Here is a 20,019-nt window from a genome sequence, read left to right as displayed (position 1 = left end):
TCCCTGGGTCTTCGGCGCTTGTGCGGCACCGAGCCTAGGAGCGGCGGCCGGGTCCCCGCATCGTCTTCGGGGACCAGCCGCGCCCGTGTCGTCGTACGTCCGCGGCCCTACGCCTCGCGGACCCGCAGCGCCCGTTCCAGGTCGTCCAGTTCGTCGGTCAGGCAGCGGCGCAGGGCCGTGACCGGGTCGGCGTCGGCCAGGCAGGCCCGGCCCAGGGCGAGGTTCTCGGCGTCGACGGCGTGGGCGGGGAACGCCTGCCGGCCGGTGACCGTGGCGATGCGGGGGCCGCGCCGGGCGGCGACGGCGACCGCCTCCTGGTAGTAGCGCGGCACGTAGTCGCGGACCAGGTCGGCCTGTTCGGGGTGCCAGAAACCTTCGGCGGTGGCCGTGAACAGGTAGTTGGAGAGCTCGTCGTCGGTGAACATCGCCTCCCAGGCCCTGCGCTTGGCCTCGGGGTCGGGCAGCGCGGCCCGGCAGCGGGCGGCGCCCTCCTGGCCGCTGGCGCTCGGGTCGCGCTCCAGCTCGGCGGCGATCCCGTCCTCGTCGACGGCGCCGAGGACGGCCAGCCGGCCCATGATGCGCCAGCGCAGCTCGGGGTCGAGTTCGGGCCCGCCGGGCACGGTGTCCTCGGCCAGCCAGGCGGCGATGGTGTCGGGATGGGCGGCGGCCCGGATGAAGTGCCGTACGGCGATCAGGCGCAGCCCCGGGTTGTCGCCGTCCTCGGTGCGCCGGATGAAGTCCCGGCACAGGGCGGAGACCGTGGCGAGGGCGGCCGGGCGGTCCTCGGGCCTGAGGTACCGGTCGACGACGTGGACCGCGGTGAAGGCCAGCACACCCTGGACGAGGGCGAGGTCGCTCTCGTGCGGAAGGTGGGCGCGGGCGGTCTCCAGGTAGGCGGCGGGCGGGAGTTCCCCGTCGCGGACGGCGTCCCGCAGGGCGTTCCACACCACCGCGCGGGTGAGCGCGTCGGGCACGCCCGACAGGTTGGCCCGGACGGCCGCGGCGGACTCGGCGTCGAAGCGGACCTTGGCGTAGGTCAGGTCGCCGTCGTTGAGCACCAGCAGGGCGGGGCGCTTGCCGAGGGCCTGGGGAGCGGTCTGCGGGATGTCGAGGTCGATGCGCTCGCGCAGGGTGAACCGGCCCTCGTCGGCGAGGTCCTGGTCGTAGACGCCGACACAGACGCGGTGCGGGCGGCTGCCGGTGCGCCCGACGGTGAGGGTGCGGGTGCCGTCGGCGGCGGTGGCCAGGACCGGGGTGAGGGTGTCGACGCCGGTGGTGCGCAGCCAGGCGTCGGCCCAGGCGTGCACGTCGCGTTCGGTGGCGGCGGCGAGGGAGTCGATGAAGTCGGCGAGGGTGGCGTTGCCGAACCGGTGCCGCTGGAAGTGGATGTTGATGCCGGCCAGGAAGTCCTTCTCGCCCGTCCAGGCGACCAGCTGGCGCAGCGCGGAGGCGCCCTTGGCGTAGGAGATGCCGTCGAAGTTGAGCAGGGCGGCGGCGGTGTCGCCGACCGCCTCGGGGGCGACCGGATGGGTGGAGGGGCGCTGGTCGGCGTCGTAGCCCCAGGACTTGCGGGCCACTCCGAAGTCGACCCAGGTGTCCGTGAAGCGGGTGGCCTCGGTGAGGGTCTGGTAGCCCATGTACTCGGCGAAGGACTCGTTCAGCCAGATGTCGTCCCACCAGCGGAGGGTGACGAGGTCGCCGAACCACATGTGGGCCATCTCGTGGGCGATGACCATCGCACGGGTCTGCCGCTCGGTGTCGGTGACGGCGGAGCGGTAGACGAACTCGTCGCGGAAGGTGACCAGGCCGGGGTTCTCCATGGCGCCGGCGTTGAACTCGGGGACGAACGCCTGGTCGTAGGAGTCGAAGGGGTAGGGCTCCTCGAACTTCTCGTGGTAGCGGTCGTAGCACGCGCGCGTGATGTCGAGGATCTCCTCGGCGTCGGCGTCGAGGTGCGGGGCCAGCGAGCGGCGGCAGTGGATGCCGAAGGGCAGGCCGCGGTGCTCGGTGCGCACCGAGTGCCAGGGGCCGGCCGCGACGGCGACCAGGTAGGTGGAGATCAGCGGGGTGGCGGCGGCCCGCCAGCGGCCCTCGCCGAGGTCCTCGGTGATGCCGTTGGCGAGCACCGTCCAGCCCTCGGGGGCGGTCACGGACAGCTCGAAGACGGCCTTCAGGTCGGGCTGGTCGAAGGCGGCGAAGACGCGCTGCACGTCGTCCATGAACAGCTGGGTGTAGACGTACGTCGCGTCGTCCGTGGGGTCGGTGAAGCGGTGCATGCCCTCGCCGGTGCGCGAGTAGCGCATGGTGGCGTCGACGCGCAGCTCGTGCTCGCCCGCGGTGAGGTCCTTCAGGGGCAGCCGGTCCTGCTCCAGCGCCTCGGGGTCGAGGGGCTGTCCGTCCAGGGTGACGGCCCGCAGGGCGGCGGGCTTCATCTCGACGAAGGTGTCGCCGTCGGATCGGGCCGTGAACCTGATCACGGTACGGGAGTCGAAGGTCTCGTCCCCGGTGGTCAGGTCGAGGTCGATCGTGTAGCGGTGGACGTCGAGGAGCTCGGCGCGGCTCTGCGCTTCGTCGCGAGTCAGTACGGACATGCGGGCCATGCTGCCCGATGACACCGGCAACGCACAGAGGCGGGGGCGGTACGCGGCTTATGTCCGCCCCGGAGGCGCGAGCCGGGGTGCGAGCCGGGGTGCGACGGCGCTGGTGAACGCGCCCCTGCGTCTGGAGCGCCTGTTCGAGCGCCTCGTCACCGCACGGGGGTCGCCCCGCGGTGCCGGGCGCTCTTCAGGGCGTGCTTCGAGGCGTTCGGCGGGTGCCCCGGTCAGTGCCCGTCCGTCCCCCGGCCGTTGACGGTGTCCTCGGCGATGGACTCGTGGTGCCTGATCACCTCGGCGATGATGAAGTTCAGGAACTTCTCGGCGAAGGCGGGGTCGAGCTTGGCGTTCTCGGCGAGGGCACGCAGCCTGGCGATCTGCCGGGCCTCGCGGGCCGGGTCGGCCGGGGGCAGCCGGTGGACCGCCTTGAGGCGGCCGACCTGCTGGGTGGCCTTGAAACGTTCGGCGAGCATGTGGACGACGGCCGCGTCGATGTTGTCGATGCTGTCGCGCAGCCGGCCGAGTTCCTCGCGGACGGCGGGGTCGACGTCACCGGTACCGGTGTTGCTGGTGGTCATGGACGTCAACCCTAAGGGGGTGGCGGGGTGATCCCTAAGGGCCGTGGGCGGGTTCGGCCACCGGCGGACCCGGTTCGCCGTCCGCCCGAAGGCCCTCGCTCTGAAGACCCTCGCTCTGAAGGCCCTGGTTCTGAAGGCCCTCGTTCCAGTCGTCGGGCACGGCCCGGCTCTGCTGGGCGCGGAAGCGCACGGGCGCCGTGCCGACCCGGCGGGTGAACAGGCGGGAGAAGTAGGCCGGATCGTCGTAGCCGACGCGGCGGGCGACGGCCGCCACGGACAGTCCCGTCGTGGCGAGGAGTTCCTGGGCGCGACCGAGCCGGATGCCGATCAGGTAGTCCTTGGGGCTGCATCCGGCGACCCGGCGGACGGCGGTGCGCAGCTCGGCCGGCGTCATGCCGTGCCGGGCCGCGTGGTCGGCGACGGTCATCCCGGTGCAGGCGTCCCGGGCCAGCCCGTGCAGCACCGGGTCGCCGTCCGGCGCGAGGTCGGCACGCGCGCGGCGCAGGGCGACCAGGAGCTCGTGCACGGCGGCGCCGGTCTCGACCTCCAGGAGGGGGTTGCCCTGGCGGGCGGCCCGGGCGATGCGGGCGATGACGTCACGGGGTCCGGTGGCGTCCGAGAGGGGCACCACGGGCCGCTCGGGCTCGATGTAGCCGAGTTCCGTGTAGGTCGCGGTGTCGGGCCCGGTGAAGGTCACGAAGGCCTCGTCCCAGCCGCTGTCCGGGTCGGGGCCGTAGTGGTGCGGGACGCCGGGTGTGAGCCACACCAGCGCGGGGGCGGTGACGGTGGTGCGGCGCCCGTCGGGCGTCCGGTACCAGCCGCGGCCCGAGCTGATCACCACGGCGACGTGACCGTCCAGCACGCGCGGGCCGACGGCGGGCACCGCGCCGTACTGGAGGCCGACACCGAGGCAGACCAGGCCGAGGCGGTGGTGGACGGCGCCGGGTGTGAAGAACCGCATCCAGGTGCGGAAGACCGGCGCTCCCTGCGGCACTGCGCGCCCCTTCCGTGCGTCTCTTCCGTCCAAGTGCTGCTGATCTTTGTCCATGGTCTCGGCGCGCGCCAGCAGGCCAAGGTGAGCGTATGAGCGACTTCACGGTGGGTGAAACCGATTTCCTGCTGGACGGCCGGCCGGTACGGCTGCTGTCCGGCGCGGTGCACTACTTCCGGGTCCACGAGGAGCAGTGGGGCCACAGGCTGGCACTGCTGCGGGCCATGGGGCTCAACTGCGTGGAGACGTACGTCCCGTGGAACCTGCACGAGCCGCACCCCGGCGACTACCGGGACGTCCGGTCTCTCGGCCGCTTCCTGGACGCGGCCCGGCGGGCGGGCCTGTGGGCGATCGTGCGCCCGGGGCCGTACATCTGCGCGGAGTGGGAGAACGGCGGGCTGCCGTACTGGGTGACGGGCGAGCTGGGCGCGCGGGCACGCACGCGTGACGAGCGATTCCTCCGGTACGTGGACCGCTGGTTCCGCCGGCTGCTGCCCGAGATCGTGTCCCGGCAGCTGGACCGGGGCGGCCCGGTGATCATGGTGCAGGTCGAGAACGAGTACGGCAGCTACGGCTCCGACGCGGCCTACCTGGCCCACCTCACCGACCTGCTGCGGGCCGAGGGTGTCACGGTGCCGCTGGTCACCTCGGACGGCCCCGAGGACCACATGCTCAGCGGCGGCTCGGTCCCCGGGCTGCTCGCGACGGCGAACTTCGGCTCGCACGCGCGCGAGGCCTTCGAGACGCTGCGCCGCCACCAGCCGCACGGGCCGCTGATGTGCATGGAGTTCTGGTGCGGCTGGTTCGACCACTGGGGCGGCGAGCACGTCGTCCGGGACGCCGAGGACGCGACGGCGGCGCTGCGGGAGATCCTGGAGTGCGGGGCGTCGGTCAACGTCTACATGGCGCACGGCGGCACCAACTTCGCCGGCTGGGCGGGCGCCAACCGCCCCGGCGGCGAGCTGCACGAGGGCCCGCTGGAGGCGGACGTGACGTCGTACGACTACGACGCGCCGATCGACGAGTACGGCCGCCCCACGGAGAAGTTCTGGCGCTTTCGCGAGGTGCTCGCCGGGTACCACGACGGCCCGCTGCCCGAACTGCCGCCGACGCCTCCCTCGTTGGCGTCGCCGGCGGGCGTGGAGCTGACCGCCTGGGCCTCCCTCTCCGGCGTCCTGGACGCCCTCGGCGGCCCGGAACGCGTCCACCCGGTGCCGCCCACCTTCGAGGAGCTGGACATCGCCCGGGGCCTGGTCCGCTACGAGGTGGACGTGCCGGGCCCGCGCCGGCCGTACCCGCTCACCGCGCGGGGCCTGCGCGACCTCGCGGCCGTGTACGTCGACGGCGAGCCGGCCGGGGTCCTCACCGAGGAGGAACCCCAGCTCAAGAAGCCGATCGCCGGCCCCGCGCGCGTGGAGCTCTGGGTGGAGTCCCTGGGCCGCGTCAACTACGGCCCCCGCTCCGGCGAGCCGAAGGGCATCACCGGAGGCCTCCTGCACGAGCGCCAGTTCCTGCACGGGGTACGCGCGCGTGGGCTCGACCTGGACGCGTTCGAGGGGGGCGTGGCCGCGGTGCCCTTCGGCCCGCTGCCGGAGGCGGGCGCACCCGGCCTGTACCGGGGGACGGTGACGGTGGGCGAGGCCGCAGACGCCCGCCTGGAACTGCCGGGCTGGACGAGGGGCTTCGTCTGGATCAACGGCTTCAACCTGGGCCGGTACTGGTCGACGGGCCCACAGCAGTCGCTGTACGTGCCGGGTCCGATCTTGAAGGAGGGCGCGAACGACGTCTGGGTCCTGGAGCTCCAGGGGACCGACGCCGGCGTCGTAGGACTGCGCCCCGTCTGACGCGCTCCGAGGGGGCGCGGGGCTGTATCGACGCGCGGCTGCCGCCGCGTGGGCGCGAGGACCCCCACCGGCCGGCAGCGTCCGGACAGCCTTCCGCCCCCGGATTCCGCCCATCCGCCGCATACTGTGAAAGAAGCTCTGGCGGCGTCTGTGGGGGTAGGGACGTGGCGAACGGCGGCCCGGTGGAACACGGCTACCCGCACCTGGACACCGTGCGGGCCGCCATCACGGCGTTGTACCGGCGCCTGTCGTACGACACCGTCCAGACCTTCGCCACCAGCGTGCTCCCCGCCGACGTCGCGTTCTGCGACACCGACGATCTCCACCTCGGTTCGCAGCGCGTCGCCCGCGAGATGGTCCGGCACTTCCGGCTGCCCGACGCCCGCATGATCGTCGGCTTCAAGGACATGACCCACGCGGCGAACGTCGAACTCACCGCGGGCCCGGAGTACTTCATCGAGCTGAACGACCGCTTCCGCACCCACCGCAGGGACATCGGCGCGGCCCTCGCCCACGAGGTGATGCACGTGTACCTGCACCGCCTGGACCTGTCCTTCCCGAGCATCCGGGAGAACGAGATCCTCACCGACACGGCGACCACCTACCTCGGGGCCGGCTGGCTGCTCCTGGACGCGTACCGGGAGCACGGGGAGGCATCGCAGAAGCTCGGCTATCTCACGCCGGAGGAGTTCGGCTACGTGCTGGCCAAGCGCTCCCTCGTCTTCCACGAGGATCCGTCGGTGTGGTTCACGAGCCCGCAGGCCTACACCGCGTACCAGAAGGGCATGGCCAGGGCCCGCCAGGACGAGGAGCAGCCGCCGCTGACCGCGGCGGGCTGGGCGGGCCGCCGCCGCTATGCCCGCGACCGCCGCCACGCCCCGTCCGCGCCGCCCGCGCAGCCCGGTGCCTCCTACGCCTTCACCCCCGACGGCAGCGGCCGGCTGCGGGTCTCGTTCCCGTGCCCGACCTGCCACCAGCGGATCCGGGTGCCGGTACGGGGCCGGGTCCGGGCCCGGTGCTCGCTGTGCCGGACGGTACTGGAGTGCGACACCTAGGACCTCCCCTCAGGCCCCGTACACCGCGCCCGGCGCCGCCGCCTCGGCCAGCAGCTTCAGTGCCGTCTCGCCCGCCTCGGCCGGGGTCCGGCGGGCGCCCTTGTCGGCGGTCGGGCCCGGCCGCCAGCCCTCCATGACGGTGATCCGGCCGCCCTCCGTCTCGAACACCCGCCCGGTGACCCCGGCGCTCGCGGCGGAGCCCAGCCAGACCACGAGCGGGGAGACGTTCTCGGGGGCCATGGCGTCGAAGCCGGTGTCGGGGGCGGCCATGGTCGCGGCGAAGGCGCGCTCGGTCATCCGGGTGCGGGCGGCCGGGGCGATGGCGTTGACCTGGATGCCGTAGCGGGCCAGTTCGGCCGCCGCGACCAGGGTGAGGCCGATGATGCCGGCCTTGGCGGCGCTGTAGTTGCCCTGGCCGACCGAGCCCAGCAGACCCGCGCCGCTGCTGGTGTTGACGACGCGGGCGACCGGGGTGCGGCCCGCCTTGGCCTCGGCCCGCCAGTGCGCGGCAGCGTGCCGCAGCGGCAGGAAGTGGCCCTTGAGATGCACCCGCATGACCGCGTCCCAGTCGTCCTCGCCGAGGTTGACGAGCATGCGGTCGCGCAGGAAGCCGGCGTTGTTGACGAGGGTGTCGAGGCGGCCGTAGGCGTCCAGGGCCGCCGCCACCAGGGACTCGGCACCGGCCTCGGTCGCGATGTCGCCGCCGTGTGCCACCGCCTCCCCGCCGGCCGCCCGGATCTCGGCGACGACCGCCTCGGCGGGACCGGCGGGACCGGCGGGACTCGGAGGATCCGCGGGGCCTGAAGGGATGGCGGGGTCTGAGGGAAAGGCGGGGCCTGAAGAGATGGCGGGGCTGTCGGCGCCCGGCACGCCGTCGAGGCCGACGCCGAGGTCGTTGACGACGACCCGGGCGCCCTCGGCGGCGAACGCGAGCGCGTGGGCCCGGCCGAGCCCGCGCCCGGCACCCGTGACGACCACGACCCGGCCCGCACAGATTCCGCTCATGTCACTCCTCCTTGTCGGACGGTCTGTTGACGTCTGCCGCGTCCAGAAAGGCGGGCCGCTCCCCGCCCCCGTGCACGAGCAGGCTCGCCCCGCTGATGTAGGCGGCCGCGTCGGAGGCGAGGAAGACGGCGGCGGCGCCGACGTCGGACGGGGCGGCGAGGCGGCCGAGCGGCACGGTGCGGGAGACGGCGTCGACACCGTCCGGGCCGCCGTAGTGGAGGTGGGCCAGCTCGGTGCGGACCATGCCGACCACGAGCGTGTTGACCCGGACCTCCGGCGCCCACTCCACCGCCATGGACCGGGCGAGGTTCTCCAGTCCCGCCTTGGCCGCCCCGTAGGCGGCGGAGCCCGGCGAGGGGCGGCCGCCGCTGACGCTGCTGATCATCACCACCGCTCCCCGGGCCCGCCGGAGGTGCTCGTAGGCGGCGAGGGAGGCGGTCAGCGGCGTGACGAGGTTGAGCTCGATCACCCGGGCGTGCCGCTCGGAGTCCGCGTCGGCGAGCCGCCGGTAGGGGGTGCCGCCCGCGTTGTTGACGAGCACGTCGACCTGGGGCAGGGCGTCGAAGAAGGCCCGCACGGCAGGCGGGTCGCGCAGGTCGAGGGGGGTGAACTCGACGCCGTCGAGGGGTTGTTCGGGCGGCCGGCGGGCACAGGCCAGGACATGGGCGCCGGTCGCGGCGAAGGCCCGGGCGATCCCCGCGCCCACCCCCCTGGTACCGCCGGTGACCACGACGGTCCTGCCGCTCGGCGAGTTGTCCACAGGGCCTCCCGCTTGTCCGCACCGGCTGCTAGCTTCGAAGCCTCACACCTAACAAATGTTTGGTGGAAAGGCAGCTGAGTGCGAAGGTAGCTGATGCGTCCATGGGTGTCTCCACCTCGTGTCCGGAAAAGGGAATCGCGCTCGTCACGGTCGATCACCCGCCGGTGAACGCACTGCCGGTGCGCGGCTGGTTCACGCTGGCCGAGGCCGTGCGGACGGCGGGCCGCGACCCCGCGACCCGGTGCGTCGTGCTGGCGGCGCAGGGCCGGGGGTTCAACGCGGGTGTGGACATCAAGGAGATCCAGGCGGAGGGGAACGAGGCACTGCTCGGCGTGAACCGGGGCTGTGCGGAGGCCTTCGCGGCGGTACACGAGTGCGAGACACCCGTGGTGGCGGCGGTGCACGGCTTCTGCCTGGGCGGCGGCATAGGCCTGGTGGGCAACGCGGACGCGATCGTGGCCAGCGAGGACGCCGTCTTCGGGCTGCCCGAGCTGGACCGGGGCGCCCTGGGCGCGGCCACCCACCTGGCCCGCCTGGTCCCGCCGCATCTGATGCGGACGCTGTACTACACCTCGCGCACGGCGACCGCGGCCGAGCTGCACGCGCACGGCTCGGTGTGGCGGGTCGTACCACGCGAGGAACTGCTGTCCGCGGCACTGGAGCTGGCCCGGGAGATAGCCGCCAAGGACGGCCGGCTGCTGCGCCTGGCCAAGGCCGCCATCAACGGCATCGACCCCGTCGACGTGCGGCGCAGCTACCGCTTCGAACAGGGCTTCACCTTCGAGGCCGCCCTCAGCGGGGTGGCCGACCGGATCCGCGACACCTTCGGGAAGGAGGGTGCCGGCAGTGACTGACAAGACGATGACCGCCGACGAGGCCGTCGCCGGGCTGGCCAGCGGCATGACCCTCGGCATCGGCGGCTGGGGTTCCCGGCGCAAGCCGATGTCCCTGGTCAGAGCGGTGCTCCGAAGCGGAATCGACGATCTGACCCTGGTCTCGTACGGCGGCCCGGACGTCGGGATGCTGGTAGCGGCCGGCCGGGTGCGCAAGCTGGTGACGGCCTTCGTCACCCTCGACTCCGTCCCGCTCGAACCGAACTACCGCGCGGCTCGCGAACGCGGCGCGTTCGAGCTGATGGAGGTCGACGAGGGCATGTTCATGTGGGGCCTGCACGCGGCGGCGAACCGGCTGCCCTTCCTGCCGGTGCGCGCCGGGATCGGCTCGGACGTCATGCGGGTCGACCCCGCCCTGCGGACGGTCACCTCGCCCTACGACGACGGGGAGACGTTCGTGGCGATGCCCGCCCTGCACCTGGACGCGGCCCTGGTGCACGTCAACCGCGCGGACCGGCTGGGCAACGGACAGTATCTGGGCCCGGACCCGTACTTCGACGACCTGTTCTGCGAGGCGGCGGACGCGGCCTACGTCTCCTGCGAGCGGATCGTGGACACGGCCGAGCTGACCAAGGAGGCGGCCGTGCAGTCGCTGCTGGTGAAGCGGCTGAACGTGACAGGCGTGGTGGAGGCGCCGGGCGGCGCGCACTTCACGTCGTGCGCTCCCGACTACGGGCGGGACGAGGACTTCCAGCGGCTGTACGCGACGACGCCGTGGGCGGAGTTCGCCGAGCGGTTCCTGGCCGGGGACGAGCAGGCGTACCGCTCGGCGGTGCGGAACTGGCAGGAGGGGCGAGGGTGACGGGCGTACCGCACACGGACACGGACGCACCGCACGCGGACGCACCGCACGCGGACGCACCGCACGCAGGCGCACCGCACGCAGGCGCACCGCACGCGGAGGTGTCGCGCTCCGAGTACTGCGTGATCGCCTGCGCGGAGGCCTGGCGCGGCTCGGGTGAGATCCTGGCGAGCCCGATGGGCCTGATCCCCTCCCTCGGCGCCCGCCTGGCCCGGCTGACCTTCGCACCGGACCTGCTGCTGACCGACGGCGAGGCGACACTGGTCCGCCCGGACGGGACACCCGAGGGCTGGCTGCCCTACCGGCAGCACCTGGCCCTGGTCTCCGGCGGACGCCGGCACGTGATGATGGGCGCGAGCCAGCTCGACCGGTACGGCAACCAGAACATCTCCTGTATCGGCGACTGGTCCCGCCCCCGGCGCCAGCTGCTGGGCGTGCGCGGCGCGCCCCTGAACACACTGAACAACCCGACGAGTTACTGGGTCCCGAAGCACTCCCGGCGGGTGTTCGTACCCAAGGTCGACATGGTGTGCGGGGTGGGGTACGACCGGGTCGCCGCGCACCCGGGCACCGAGCGCTTCCACCGCATCCCGAGGGTCGTCACCGATCTGGCCGTCCTCGACTTCGAGACCCCCGACCGCTCGATGCGGCTGGCGGCGCTGCACCCGGGGGTGAGCGTGGACCGGGTCCGGGAGGCGACGGACTTCGAACTGACCGTGCCGGACGAGGTGCCGTACACCAGGGAGCCCACCGGCCAGGAACTGCGGCTGATCCGTGAGGTGCTCGATCCGGGTGGCGTCCGGAACAGGGAGGTCGCGGGCTGATGGAGACCGCGCTGACCCGGCTGGCCGGGATCCGGCACCCGATCGTGCAGACAGGCATGGGCTGGGTGGCGGGCCCCCGCCTGGTCTCGGCCACGGCCAACGCCGGAGCCCTCGGCATCCTGGCGTCCGCCACGATGACCCTGGACCAGCTGCGGGCCGCGATAGCCGAGGTGCGGTGCCGCACGGACGCCCCGTTCGGGGTGAACCTGCGGGCGGACGCGGCCGACGCCGGCGACCGGGTCCGGCTGATCGTCGAGGGCGGTGTGCGGGTGGCGTCCTTCGCGCTCGCGCCCTCCCCCGAGCTGATCGCCGAGCTGAAGGAGGCGGGGGTGGTGGTGATCCCGTCCGTCGGGGCGCGGCGGCACGCCGAGAAGGTGGCGGCGTGGGGTGCGGACGCGGTGATCGTGCAGGGCGGCGAGGGCGGTGGGCACACCGGCGAGGTCGCCACGAGCGTGCTGCTGCCGCAGGTGGTGGACGCGGTGCGGATACCGGTAGTGGCCGCCGGGGGTTTCTTCGACGGCCGGGGGCTGGTGGCGGCGCTGGCGTACGGGGCGGCGGGGGTCGCGATGGGCACGCGGTTCCTGCTCACCTCGGACTCGACGGTGCCGGACGCGGTGAAGGCGAGGTATCTGGCGGCGACGGTCAGGGACGTCACGGTCACCCGGGCGGTCGACGGGCTGCCGCACCGGATGCTGCGGACCGATCTGGTGACCGCCCTGGAGCGCTCGGGCCGGGCACGGAGCCTGCTGCACGCGATACGGCGTGCGGGGGAGTTCCGGAAGCTGTCCGGGCTCACCTGGCGGCAGATGGTTCAGGACGGCCTGGCCCTCCGGCACGGCAAGGACCTGACCTGGAGCCAGGTCCTGTTGGCCGCGAACACGCCGATGCTGCTCAGATCGGCGATGGTGGAGGGCCGCACGGATCTCGGGGTGATGGCGTCCGGTCAGGTCGCCGGGGTGATCGACGACCTGCCGTCGTGCGCCGAGCTGGTGGAACGCATCATGAAGGAGGCGGAGGAGGCCAGGGCGCGTCTCGCGGCCGCCCGATGACTGCCTGCCGCGGACTCCGTCCGCCGAAGTCACGGCCAGCCCGCCCTGCTCACCCCGTCACAACCGCTCGATGATCGTCACGTTCGCCTGCCCCCCGCCCTCACACATCGGCACCATCCCCAACGGCCCCCTCGCACCGCTCGGCCCCAGAGGGCCTCCCAGGCTTCGGCGGCCTGCGGCGGACTCCGTCCGCCGAAGTCACGGCCAGCCCGCCCTGCTCACCCCGTCACAAGCGCTCGATGATCGTCACGTTCGCCTGCCCGCCGCCCTCGCACATCGTCTGGAGGCCGTAGCGGCCGCCGGTGCGTTCCAGTTCGTGGAGGAGGGTCGTCATCAGTTTGGCGCCGGTTGCGCCGAGAGGGTGGCCGAGGGCTATCGCGCCGCCGTTGACGTTGACCTTCGCGGGGTCGGCGCCGGTCTCCTTGAGCCAGGCGAGGACGACCGGGGCGAAGGCCTCGTTGATCTCAACGAGGTCGAGGGCGTCGATGGTGAGGCCGGTCTTCTTCAGGGCGTGGGCGGTGGCCGGGATCGGGGCGGAGAGCATCCGGATGGGGTCCTCGCCGCGGACGGAGAGGTGGTGGACGCGGGCGCGCGGGCGCAACCCGTGTTCGCGGACGGCGCGTTCGGAGGCGAGGAGCAGGGCGGCGGCGCCGTCGGAGACCTGGGAGGAGCAGGCGGCGGTGATGGTGCCGCCGTCGAGGACCGGCTTCAGGGCGGCCATCTTCTCCAGGGAGGTGTCCCGGCGCGGCCCCTCGTCCACGGTGACCGGCCCGTAGGGGACCGTCTCCCGCTCGAAGCGCCCCTCGTCGATGGCGCGCAGGGCCCGCCGGTGGGAGCGCAGGGCGAACTCCTCCTGGTCCTGCCGGCCGATGCCCCACTTGGCGGCGATCATCTCGGCGCCGGCGAACTGGTTGACGGGCCGGGCGCCGTACCGGGCCCGCCAGCCCTCGCTGCCCAGGAAGGGGCCGTCGGTCAGTCCCAGCGGCTCGGCGGCCTGGCGGGAGGCGAAGGCGATGGGTATCTGGGACATGTTCTGGACACCGCCGGCGACCACCAGGTCCTGGGTGCCGGAGAGCACGGCCTGGGCGGCGAAGTGCACGGCCTGCTGCGAGGACCCGCACTGCCGGTCGACGGTGACACCCGGCACCTCCTCGGGCAGCCCGGCGGCCAGCCAGCAGGTGCGGGCGATGTCACCGGCCTGCGGCCCCACCGCGTCCAGGCAGCCGAAGACGACGTCCTCGACGGCGGCCGGGTCCACTCCGGCCCGCGCGACCAGTTCCCTGAGCACATGCGCGCCCAGGTCGGCCGGGTGGACCGCGCTCAGTCCTCCCCCGCGCCGCCCGACGGGCGTGCGGACCGCTTCGACGATGTAGGCCTCGGCCATGGCAACTCCCCAATGCGTCACGTGCGTACGGCGATCCCGTCCAGCACCATCGAGAGGTACTGCCGGGCGATCTCCTCCGGGCTGTGCTGCCCGCCGGGCCGGTACCAGGAGGCGGCGACCCACACGGTGTCGCGCACGAACCGGTAGGTGAGGCGGACGTCGAGGTCGGCGCGGAAGACGCGCGCGGCGACCCCGCGCTCCAGCGTCGCGAGCCACGCCTTCTCGAACCTGCGCTGTGACTCGGCAAGGAAGCCGAACCGCTCCTGCGCGACCAGCTGCTTGCTCTCCTTCTGGTAGATGGCGACGGCGGCGCGGTGCCGGTCGATCTCCCGGAAGGACTCGGTGACCAGGGCTTCGAGGGTCTCGCGGGGACCGAGCCCGGCGGCCAGGACGGTGTCGTAGCCGTCCCAGAGCTCGTCGAGGAAGGTCCGCAGGATCTCCTCCAGCATCGACTCCTTGGAGTCGAAGTGGTAGTAGAGGCTGCCGGCGAGCATGCCCGCGTGATCCGCGATCTTGCGTACGGTGGTGGCGTTGTAGCCCTGCTCGGCGAAGACCTCGGCGGCGGTTCCGAGGAGTTCGCGGCGTCGAGCCCGAGCGGCGGCAGCCGCGGGCTTTCTCGTCGCGGTCACCTGGGGCTTCTTCTTGGTCGGCACGGGTACATTCTGGTCCTACGGGTGCTGGCTGCTGACGGAGACGACCTCTCCGGTGAGGTAGGAGGAGTAGCCGGACGCCAGGAAGACGATGGCGTTGGCCACCTCCCACGGCTCGGCGTACCGCCCGAAGGCCTCGCGGGCCGTGAGCTCCTCCAGCAACTCGGCGGAGGTCACCTTCACCAGGTGCGGGTGCATGGCGAGGCTCGGTGCCACGGCGTTGACCCGCACGCCGTACCCGGCCGCCTCGATCGCCGCGCAGCGGGTCAGTGCCATCACCCCGGCCTTGGCGGCGGCGTAGTGGGCCTGTCCGGCCTGCGCCCGCCAGCCGACGACGGAGGAGTTGTTGACGATCACCCCGCCCTGCCCGCTCTCCCGGAAGCTCTCCCGGAAGATCCGCAGGGCGGCCCGCACGCACCGGAAGGTTCCGTTGAGGGTGACGTCGAGCACGCGTGACCATTGGTCGTCACTCATGTCGACGAGTGCCGAAGTCCCGCCGAGACCGGCGTTGTTGACGACGATGTCCAGCCGTCCGTGGGTCCGCACGGCGGTGTCGAACAGGGCCCGTACCTGGGTCTCGTCGGTGACGTCGCAGGGCAGGGCGGTCACGGCTCCCGGATGCAGGCTCGCCAGCTCGGCCTCGTACTCCTTCAGCCGCCGCGCGTGCGCGTCGCTGATCAGCACGCGGGCGCCCTCCTCCAGGAAGCGGCGCGCGGTCGCCCCGCCGATCCCCGCCCCGGCCGCGGCGGTGATGACGGCGGTACGCCCCTCAAGCAGCCCGTGCCCGGGCACGTACTCCGGACTCTCGACGCCTGTCATGGACCCACGCTAACCTACCAAACACTTGTTAGGGAAGGACGGTGACGGCGACCGTGGACCTGACCCACAGCCCGGCGGACGAGGAGTTCCGCGCCGAGGCCCGCGCCTGGCTGCGGGCGCATGTGCCGCGCCGCCCGCTCCCCTCCCTGGAGACGGCGGAGGGCTTCGCGGCGCACCGCGCCTGGGAGGCCGAACTGGCCGCGGACCGCTGGTCGGTGGTGTCCTGGCCCGAGGAGTACGGCGGCCGGGCCGCGGGGCTGCTGCGGTGGCTGGTCTTCGAGGAGGAGTACTGGGCGGCGGCCGCGCCCGGCCGGGTCGGCCAGAACGGCGTCAGCCTGCTCGCGCCGACCCTGTTCGAGCACGGGACCGAGGCGCAGCGTGCACGGGTGCTGCCGTCGATGGCCACCGGGGAGGTGGTCTGGGCGCAGGCGTGGTCCGAGCCCGGGGCCGGTTCCGACCTGGCGTCCCTCACCTCCAGGGCGGTGCGCACGGACGGCGGCTGGCTGCTCCGCGGCCAGAAGACCTGGTCGTCACGGGCGGCCTTCGCGGACCGCGCGTTCGGCCTGTTCCGCAGCGAGCCGCACCCGCCCAAGCCGCACCAGGGGCTCACCTACCTGATGTTCGACCTGCGCGCGCCGGGGGTGACCGTGCGCCCGATCGGCCGCCTCGACGGGAAGCCGGCGTTCGCGGAGCTGTTCCTGGACGAGGTGTTCGTGCCCGACGAGGACGTGATCGGCGAGCCCGGCCAGGGCTGGCGGATCGCGATGTCGACGGCGGGGAACGAGCGGGGGCTGACGCTGCGGTCGCCGGGGCGGTTCCTGGCCGCCGCCGACCGGCTGCGGGACCTCTGGCAGGCGCGGGGCGGCCCGGCGTCGGCCGCGGGCCGGGTGGCCGACGCCGTCGTCGGCGCCCGCGCGTATCAGCTGTTCACCTACGCGGCCGCCGCCCGCTTCCTGGACGGTGAGTCGCTCGGCCCCGAGTCCAGCCTGAACAAGGTGTTCTGGTCGGAGCTGGACCTGGCGCTGCACGAGACGGCGCTCGATCTGCTGGGCGCGGAGGGCGAGTTGGCGGACACCACGTGGTCCGAGGGCTATGTCTTTTCGCTCGCCGGTCCGATCTACGCGGGCACCAACGAGATCCAGCGCGACATCATCGCCGAGCGGCTGCTCGGCCTGCCGAAGGGACGCCGCTGACATGCGCTTCCTCCTCGACACCGAGCAGCGGGACTTCGCCGACGCGCTGCGGGCGCTGCTGACGGCAGCGGACACACCGTCGGTGGTACGGGACTGGAGCCGCGGCGAGCAGGCGAGCGGGCGGGCGCTGTGGGGTCGGGTCGCGCAGGCGGGGGTGTTCGGGCTGGCGGTGCCGGAGGAGTACGGCGGGGTGGGCCGTCGGCCCGTGGAACTCGCCGTCGCCTTCGTCGAGCTGGGGCGGCACGTGGTACCGGGGCCGGTGGCGGAGACGGTGGCGGCGGCGGTGCTGCTCGATGACGGCGAGGGCCTCGCCAAGCGGTTCCTGCCGGGGATCGCGTCGGGAGAGACGATGGCCACGGTGGCGTTCGAGAGCCACGGCTACGGGTTCGCGCTGGACGGGGACGCGGCCGATGTGCGGCTCGCGGCCACGCCGGAGGGCCTGCGCCTGTCCCCCGGCGCCGGGGCGGTACGGCAGTCCCTGGACCCCGCCCGCCGGCTCGCACCGCTCCTTCCGGTCGGTGAGCTGATCAGCGCGGAGCCGCCGTGGGCCGAGGCACTGGCCTGGGCCCGGCTGGCCACGGCCGCGCAGGCGCTGGGGGTGGGGCTGGCCCTGCTCGACACCACGGTGGCGTATGTCAGGCAGCGGACTCAGTTCGGCGTGCCCGTCGGGTCGTTCCAGGCGGTCAGGCATCGGCTGGCGGACGTCAAGATCGCGCTGGAGTTCGCGCGGCCGATGGTCTTCGGTGCGGCGGTCACCATGGCTCCGGCGGACGTGGCGGCGGCGAAGCTCAGCGCGTGCGAGGCGGCGTACGCCGCGGCGCGGGCGGCACTGCAACTGCACGGGGCGATCGGGTACACGGCGGAGTACGAGCTGTCGTTGTGGCTGACCAAGGCGCGTGCCCTGCGGGGGGCTTGGGGGGCGCCGGACGAGTGCAGAAGGGTGGTTCTCGGTCGTCGTTAGCCGCGAGTCGTGTGTGGCTGGTCGCGCCCACGCGGCGCCAGCCGCATGTCGAAAACGGCCCCGGGCCCCTGGAAGAAGGGGCGTTGTCCCTCCGGGTGATCAATGGTGATCCCCGCTCGTGATCTCCCGGTACTCCTCCTTCGTCGGCTTCGGGATGTGGGTGTCGGGGCCGAACATGCCCTTGGCCAGACCGGCCCGTACCCGCTGGGAGACGGTGACCTTGCGCCGTACCCCGTTCGCGTCCTCGGTCGGCCCGATCTCGTACGGCGGGTTCTGTTCGTGCTGGGTCAGGACGAACAGGCGGTCCTGGCCGAGGGGTTCGTGGACCTCGATGTACTCGCCGTGCGGAAGCAGCTTGATGAGGCCGGTCTCCCTGCCGTGCAGGACCTTGTCGCGGTCCTGGCGCTGCAGGCCGAGGCAGATCCGTTTGGTGATGACGAAGGCGAGGACCGGGACGACGAAGACGGAGATCCGGACGAACCAGGTGATCGAGTTGATGGAGAGATGGAGATGGGTGGCGACGACGTCGTTGCCGCCGCCGACCAGCAGGACGAAGTAGAGGCTGAGCCAGGCCACGCCGAGGGCGGTGCGGACGGGGACGTTGCGCGGGCGGTCGAGGATGTGGTGCTCGCGTGGGTCACCGGTGATCCACGCCTCGATGAACGGGTAGACGCCGATGGCCAGGAGGAAGAGCGGGAAGAGCGAGAAGGGGATGAGGACGCCCAGTTCCAGGGTGTGACCCCAGGCGTTGATCTCCCAGCCGGGCATCACGCGGATCAGGCCCTCGGAGAAGCCGAGGTACCAGTCGGGCTGGGCTCCGGTGGTCACCAGGTCGGGACGGTAGGGGCCGAAGGCCCACACCGGGTTGATGGTGGCGATGCCGCCGATGAGCGCGAGGATGCCGAAGACGAGGAAGAAGAAGCCGCCCGCCTTGGCCATGTAGACCGGCAGGAAGGGCATGCCGACCACGCTCTTCTGGTCGCGTCCGGGCGCCGGGTACTGGGTGTGCTTGTGGTAGAAGACCAGGATCAGGTGGGCGACGACCAGGCCCAGCATGATCCCGGGCAGCAGCAGCACGTGGACCGGGAAGAAGCGGGAGATGATGTCGTGGCCGGGGAACTCCCCGCCGAACAGGAACATCGAGAGGTACGAGCCGACGATCGGGATCGACAGGATCGCGCCGTCGGCGAACCGGACGCCGGTGCCGGAGAGCAGGTCGTCGGGGAGCGAGTAGCCGGTCAGGCCGGTGAGGATGGCGAGGAACAGCAGGGTCCAGCCGAACAGCCAGTTGATCTCACGGGGCTTGCGGAAGGCGCCGGTGAAGAACACCCGCATCATGTGGACGACCATGCCGGCCACGAAGACCAGCGCCGCCCAGTGGTGGATCTGCCGGATCAGCAGGCCGCCGCGCACGTCGAAGCTGATGTGCAGCGTCGACTCGTACGCCTTGGTCATGATGATGCCGTTCAGCGGCCGGTAGGTGCCGTGGTAGACCACCTCGGCGCCGCTGGGCTCGAAGAACAGGGTGAGATAGATGCCCGTGAGGATCAGGATGAGGAAGCTGTAGAGGCAGACCTCGCCCAGCATGAAGGACCAGTGGTCCGGGAACACCTTGCGCATGTTCGCCTTGGCCAGGGCGTAGATCCCGAGCCGCCCGTCGGCCCAGTCGGCGAGCTTCTCGCCCTTGCCGGGCGGCTCCGCCCGGTCGGCGGAACTCCCTGCCCGTGCCTGTCCGTTCACCGTTCGTGCGCCGTCGTCCATACGTCGCCCGCCTCCCCGCCGGATCACCCCTCAGGGTGGCACGCCGGAGCGCTACAGCCAACGGTGCTGCGTCAGGTCAGCCGGGGCGGCCGAGTCGGCCTGCGCGGTCAGCCGGCGCGTACGATGCCCGCCGCCCGCGCCGCCGCCAGCCACTGCGGGAACTCGCCGACGAGACGGTCGTACAACTCGCCGTCCGGCACCTGCCGCGGGTCCGGACCGGCGTGGAAGAAGCCCGCGTTGTCCACCACCCGCCTGCCCGGCACCGCCAGTTCGTCGAGTTTGCGCAGGAAGTCGAACTGTTTGCTGTGCGGGTCGCCGAAGCCGACGAACTGCCAGAACAGCGGCAGCCTGGCCGCCTTGCACAGGTAGCGTTCCGCGGCGAGCTTGTTGATCGGGCCGCCGTCGGTCTGGAAGACGACCAGGGCGGGGTCGGTGGCGCCGCTGTCCAGATAGTGGTCGATCACCGCGTCCATGGCCAGGTGGTAGCTGGTCTTGCCCATGTGCCCGAGCCCGGCCGCGATCTTCTCGATCCGGCCCGTGTGTTCGGCCAGCTCGATGTCGGTGACCGCGTCGATGTCGGTGGAGAAGAAGACGACGGGGACCCGGCCGTCGTCGTCCAGGTGTGCGGAGAGGCCGAGGACCCGGTCGGTGAGTGCCTGCACGCTGCCGTCCGCGTAGTACGGCTTCATCGAACCGGAGTAGTCGACGACCAGGTAGACGGCGGCGCGCAGCCCGTCGAGGCCGTGCTTGGTGAGGGAGACACCGGCCGACTTGTACGCGCCGACCAGCGCGGGCGCGGTCCGCTCCACCTTGCTGAGACTGATCGCGGCCATGCCCTGCTCCCCCTCGCCCTGGT

At 72.6% G+C, this 20,019-nt stretch carries 18 protein-coding genes; 8 read left to right on the top strand and 10 right to left on the bottom strand.

The window, feature by feature from the left end; genetic code table 11:
* Positions 1-107 precede the first annotated feature (107 nt).
* The 3 genes from pepN to AB0P24_RS17680 all read right to left on the bottom strand — a co-directional run bounded on the left by pepN (position 108) and on the right by AB0P24_RS17680 (position 4,133).
* Positions 108-2,591 (bottom strand): aminopeptidase N, encoded by a 2,484-nt coding sequence (gene pepN, locus AB0P24_RS17690; RefSeq protein ID WP_365794870.1) that lies wholly within the window; start codon positions 2,589-2,591, stop codon positions 108-110.
* 230 nt (positions 2,592-2,821) lie between these two features.
* Positions 2,822-3,172 (bottom strand): chorismate mutase, encoded by a 351-nt coding sequence (locus AB0P24_RS17685; RefSeq protein WP_365794868.1) that lies wholly within the window; start codon positions 3,170-3,172, stop codon positions 2,822-2,824.
* 34 nt (positions 3,173-3,206) lie between these two features.
* On the bottom strand, positions 3,207-4,133 hold the full coding sequence (locus AB0P24_RS17680; RefSeq protein ID WP_365794914.1) for an AraC family transcriptional regulator: 927 nt from the start codon (positions 4,131-4,133) through the stop codon (positions 3,207-3,209).
* Between the two features lie 122 nt (positions 4,134-4,255).
* On the opposite strand from AB0P24_RS17680, the gene AB0P24_RS17675 reads away from it, so the two are divergent.
* Together AB0P24_RS17675 and AB0P24_RS17670 are read left to right on the top strand one after the other, a co-directional pair.
* Positions 4,256-6,007, top strand: a complete 1,752-nt coding sequence (locus AB0P24_RS17675) for a beta-galactosidase family protein (RefSeq protein WP_365794866.1) — start codon at positions 4,256-4,258, stop codon at positions 6,005-6,007.
* Positions 6,008-6,171: 164 nt separating this feature from the next.
* Entirely contained in the window at positions 6,172-7,062 is an 891-nt protein-coding gene (locus AB0P24_RS17670) for a hypothetical protein (RefSeq protein WP_365794864.1), read from the top strand.
* A 9-nt stretch (positions 7,063-7,071) separates the two neighbouring features.
* Here the strand turns inward: AB0P24_RS17670 and AB0P24_RS17665 are convergent, their stop codons facing one another.
* Together AB0P24_RS17665 and AB0P24_RS17660 are read right to left on the bottom strand one after the other, a co-directional pair.
* Positions 7,072-8,067 carry an SDR family oxidoreductase gene (locus AB0P24_RS17665; RefSeq protein ID WP_365794862.1) on the bottom strand — a complete coding sequence of 332 codons (996 nt, stop codon included), beginning with the start codon at positions 8,065-8,067 and terminating at the stop codon, positions 7,072-7,074.
* 1 nt (position 8,068) lies between these two features.
* The gene (locus tag AB0P24_RS17660; protein WP_365794860.1) at positions 8,069-8,827 is read right to left on the bottom strand and encodes an SDR family oxidoreductase; all 759 of its coding nucleotides are present in this window, start codon (positions 8,825-8,827) and stop codon (positions 8,069-8,071) included.
* Positions 8,828-8,928: 101 nt separating this feature from the next.
* Between AB0P24_RS17660 and AB0P24_RS17655 the strand changes: the two genes are divergently transcribed.
* The 4 genes from AB0P24_RS17655 to AB0P24_RS17640 all read left to right on the top strand — a co-directional run bounded on the left by AB0P24_RS17655 (position 8,929) and on the right by AB0P24_RS17640 (position 12,395).
* On the top strand, positions 8,929-9,681 hold the full coding sequence (locus AB0P24_RS17655) for an enoyl-CoA hydratase family protein (RefSeq protein ID WP_365794858.1): 753 nt from the start codon (positions 8,929-8,931) through the stop codon (positions 9,679-9,681).
* A complete protein-coding gene (locus tag AB0P24_RS17650; protein WP_365794856.1) occupies positions 9,674-10,522 on the top strand; it encodes a CoA-transferase in 849 nt (282 codons plus the stop codon). The genes AB0P24_RS17655 and AB0P24_RS17650 overlap by 8 nt, the downstream gene beginning before the upstream one ends.
* 101 nt (positions 10,523-10,623) lie before the next feature.
* Positions 10,624-11,346, top strand: coding sequence for a CoA-transferase (locus AB0P24_RS17645; RefSeq protein WP_365794912.1), 723 nt, complete (start codon positions 10,624-10,626; stop codon positions 11,344-11,346).
* A complete protein-coding gene (locus tag AB0P24_RS17640; RefSeq protein ID WP_365794854.1) occupies positions 11,346-12,395 on the top strand; it encodes a nitronate monooxygenase in 1,050 nt (349 codons plus the stop codon). Before AB0P24_RS17645 ends, AB0P24_RS17640 begins: the two co-directional genes overlap by 1 nt.
* A 226-nt stretch (positions 12,396-12,621) precedes the next feature.
* Here the strand turns inward: AB0P24_RS17640 and AB0P24_RS17635 are convergent, their stop codons facing one another.
* The 3 genes from AB0P24_RS17635 to AB0P24_RS17625 are packed head-to-tail and all read right to left on the bottom strand — an operon-like array spanning position 12,622 to position 15,248.
* Positions 12,622-13,779: an acetyl-CoA C-acetyltransferase gene (locus AB0P24_RS17635; RefSeq protein WP_365794852.1), complete on the bottom strand. Its 1,158-nt coding sequence runs from the start codon at positions 13,777-13,779 to the stop codon at positions 12,622-12,624.
* 17 nt (positions 13,780-13,796) lie between these two features.
* Positions 13,797-14,432 carry a TetR/AcrR family transcriptional regulator gene (locus AB0P24_RS17630; RefSeq protein ID WP_365794850.1) on the bottom strand — a complete coding sequence of 212 codons (636 nt, stop codon included), beginning with the start codon at positions 14,430-14,432 and terminating at the stop codon, positions 13,797-13,799.
* 15 nt (positions 14,433-14,447) lie between these two features.
* Complete coding sequence (locus AB0P24_RS17625) at positions 14,448-15,248, bottom strand: SDR family oxidoreductase (RefSeq protein WP_365794848.1); 801 nt, start codon at positions 15,246-15,248, stop codon at positions 14,448-14,450.
* Between the two features lie 53 nt (positions 15,249-15,301).
* On the opposite strand from AB0P24_RS17625, the gene AB0P24_RS17620 reads away from it, so the two are divergent.
* Positions 15,302-16,441, top strand: a complete 1,140-nt coding sequence (locus AB0P24_RS17620) for an acyl-CoA dehydrogenase family protein (RefSeq protein ID WP_365794910.1) — start codon at positions 15,302-15,304, stop codon at positions 16,439-16,441.
* Between the two features lies 1 nt (position 16,442).
* Positions 16,443-17,402, top strand: coding sequence for an acyl-CoA dehydrogenase family protein (locus AB0P24_RS17615; RefSeq protein ID WP_365794846.1), 960 nt, complete (start codon positions 16,443-16,445; stop codon positions 17,400-17,402).
* Positions 17,403-17,501: 99 nt separating this feature from the next.
* Here the strand turns inward: AB0P24_RS17615 and AB0P24_RS17610 are convergent, their stop codons facing one another.
* The gene (locus AB0P24_RS17610) at positions 17,502-19,163 is read right to left on the bottom strand and encodes a cytochrome bc complex cytochrome b subunit (protein WP_365794844.1); all 1,662 of its coding nucleotides are present in this window, start codon (positions 19,161-19,163) and stop codon (positions 17,502-17,504) included.
* Positions 19,164-19,270: 107 nt separating this feature from the next.
* Positions 19,271-19,996: a VWA domain-containing protein gene (locus AB0P24_RS17605; protein WP_365794842.1), complete on the bottom strand. Its 726-nt coding sequence runs from the start codon at positions 19,994-19,996 to the stop codon at positions 19,271-19,273.
* Positions 19,997-20,019: the final 23 nt, after the last annotated feature.

Source organism: Streptomyces sp. NPDC086519 (genome assembly GCF_040686075.1).
Lineage (GTDB): Bacteria > Actinomycetota > Actinomycetes > Streptomycetales > Streptomycetaceae > Streptomyces > Streptomyces shenzhenensis.
Note: the sequence above shows the minus strand (reverse complement) of the source record. Positions and strands in the feature narration are given on the sequence as shown.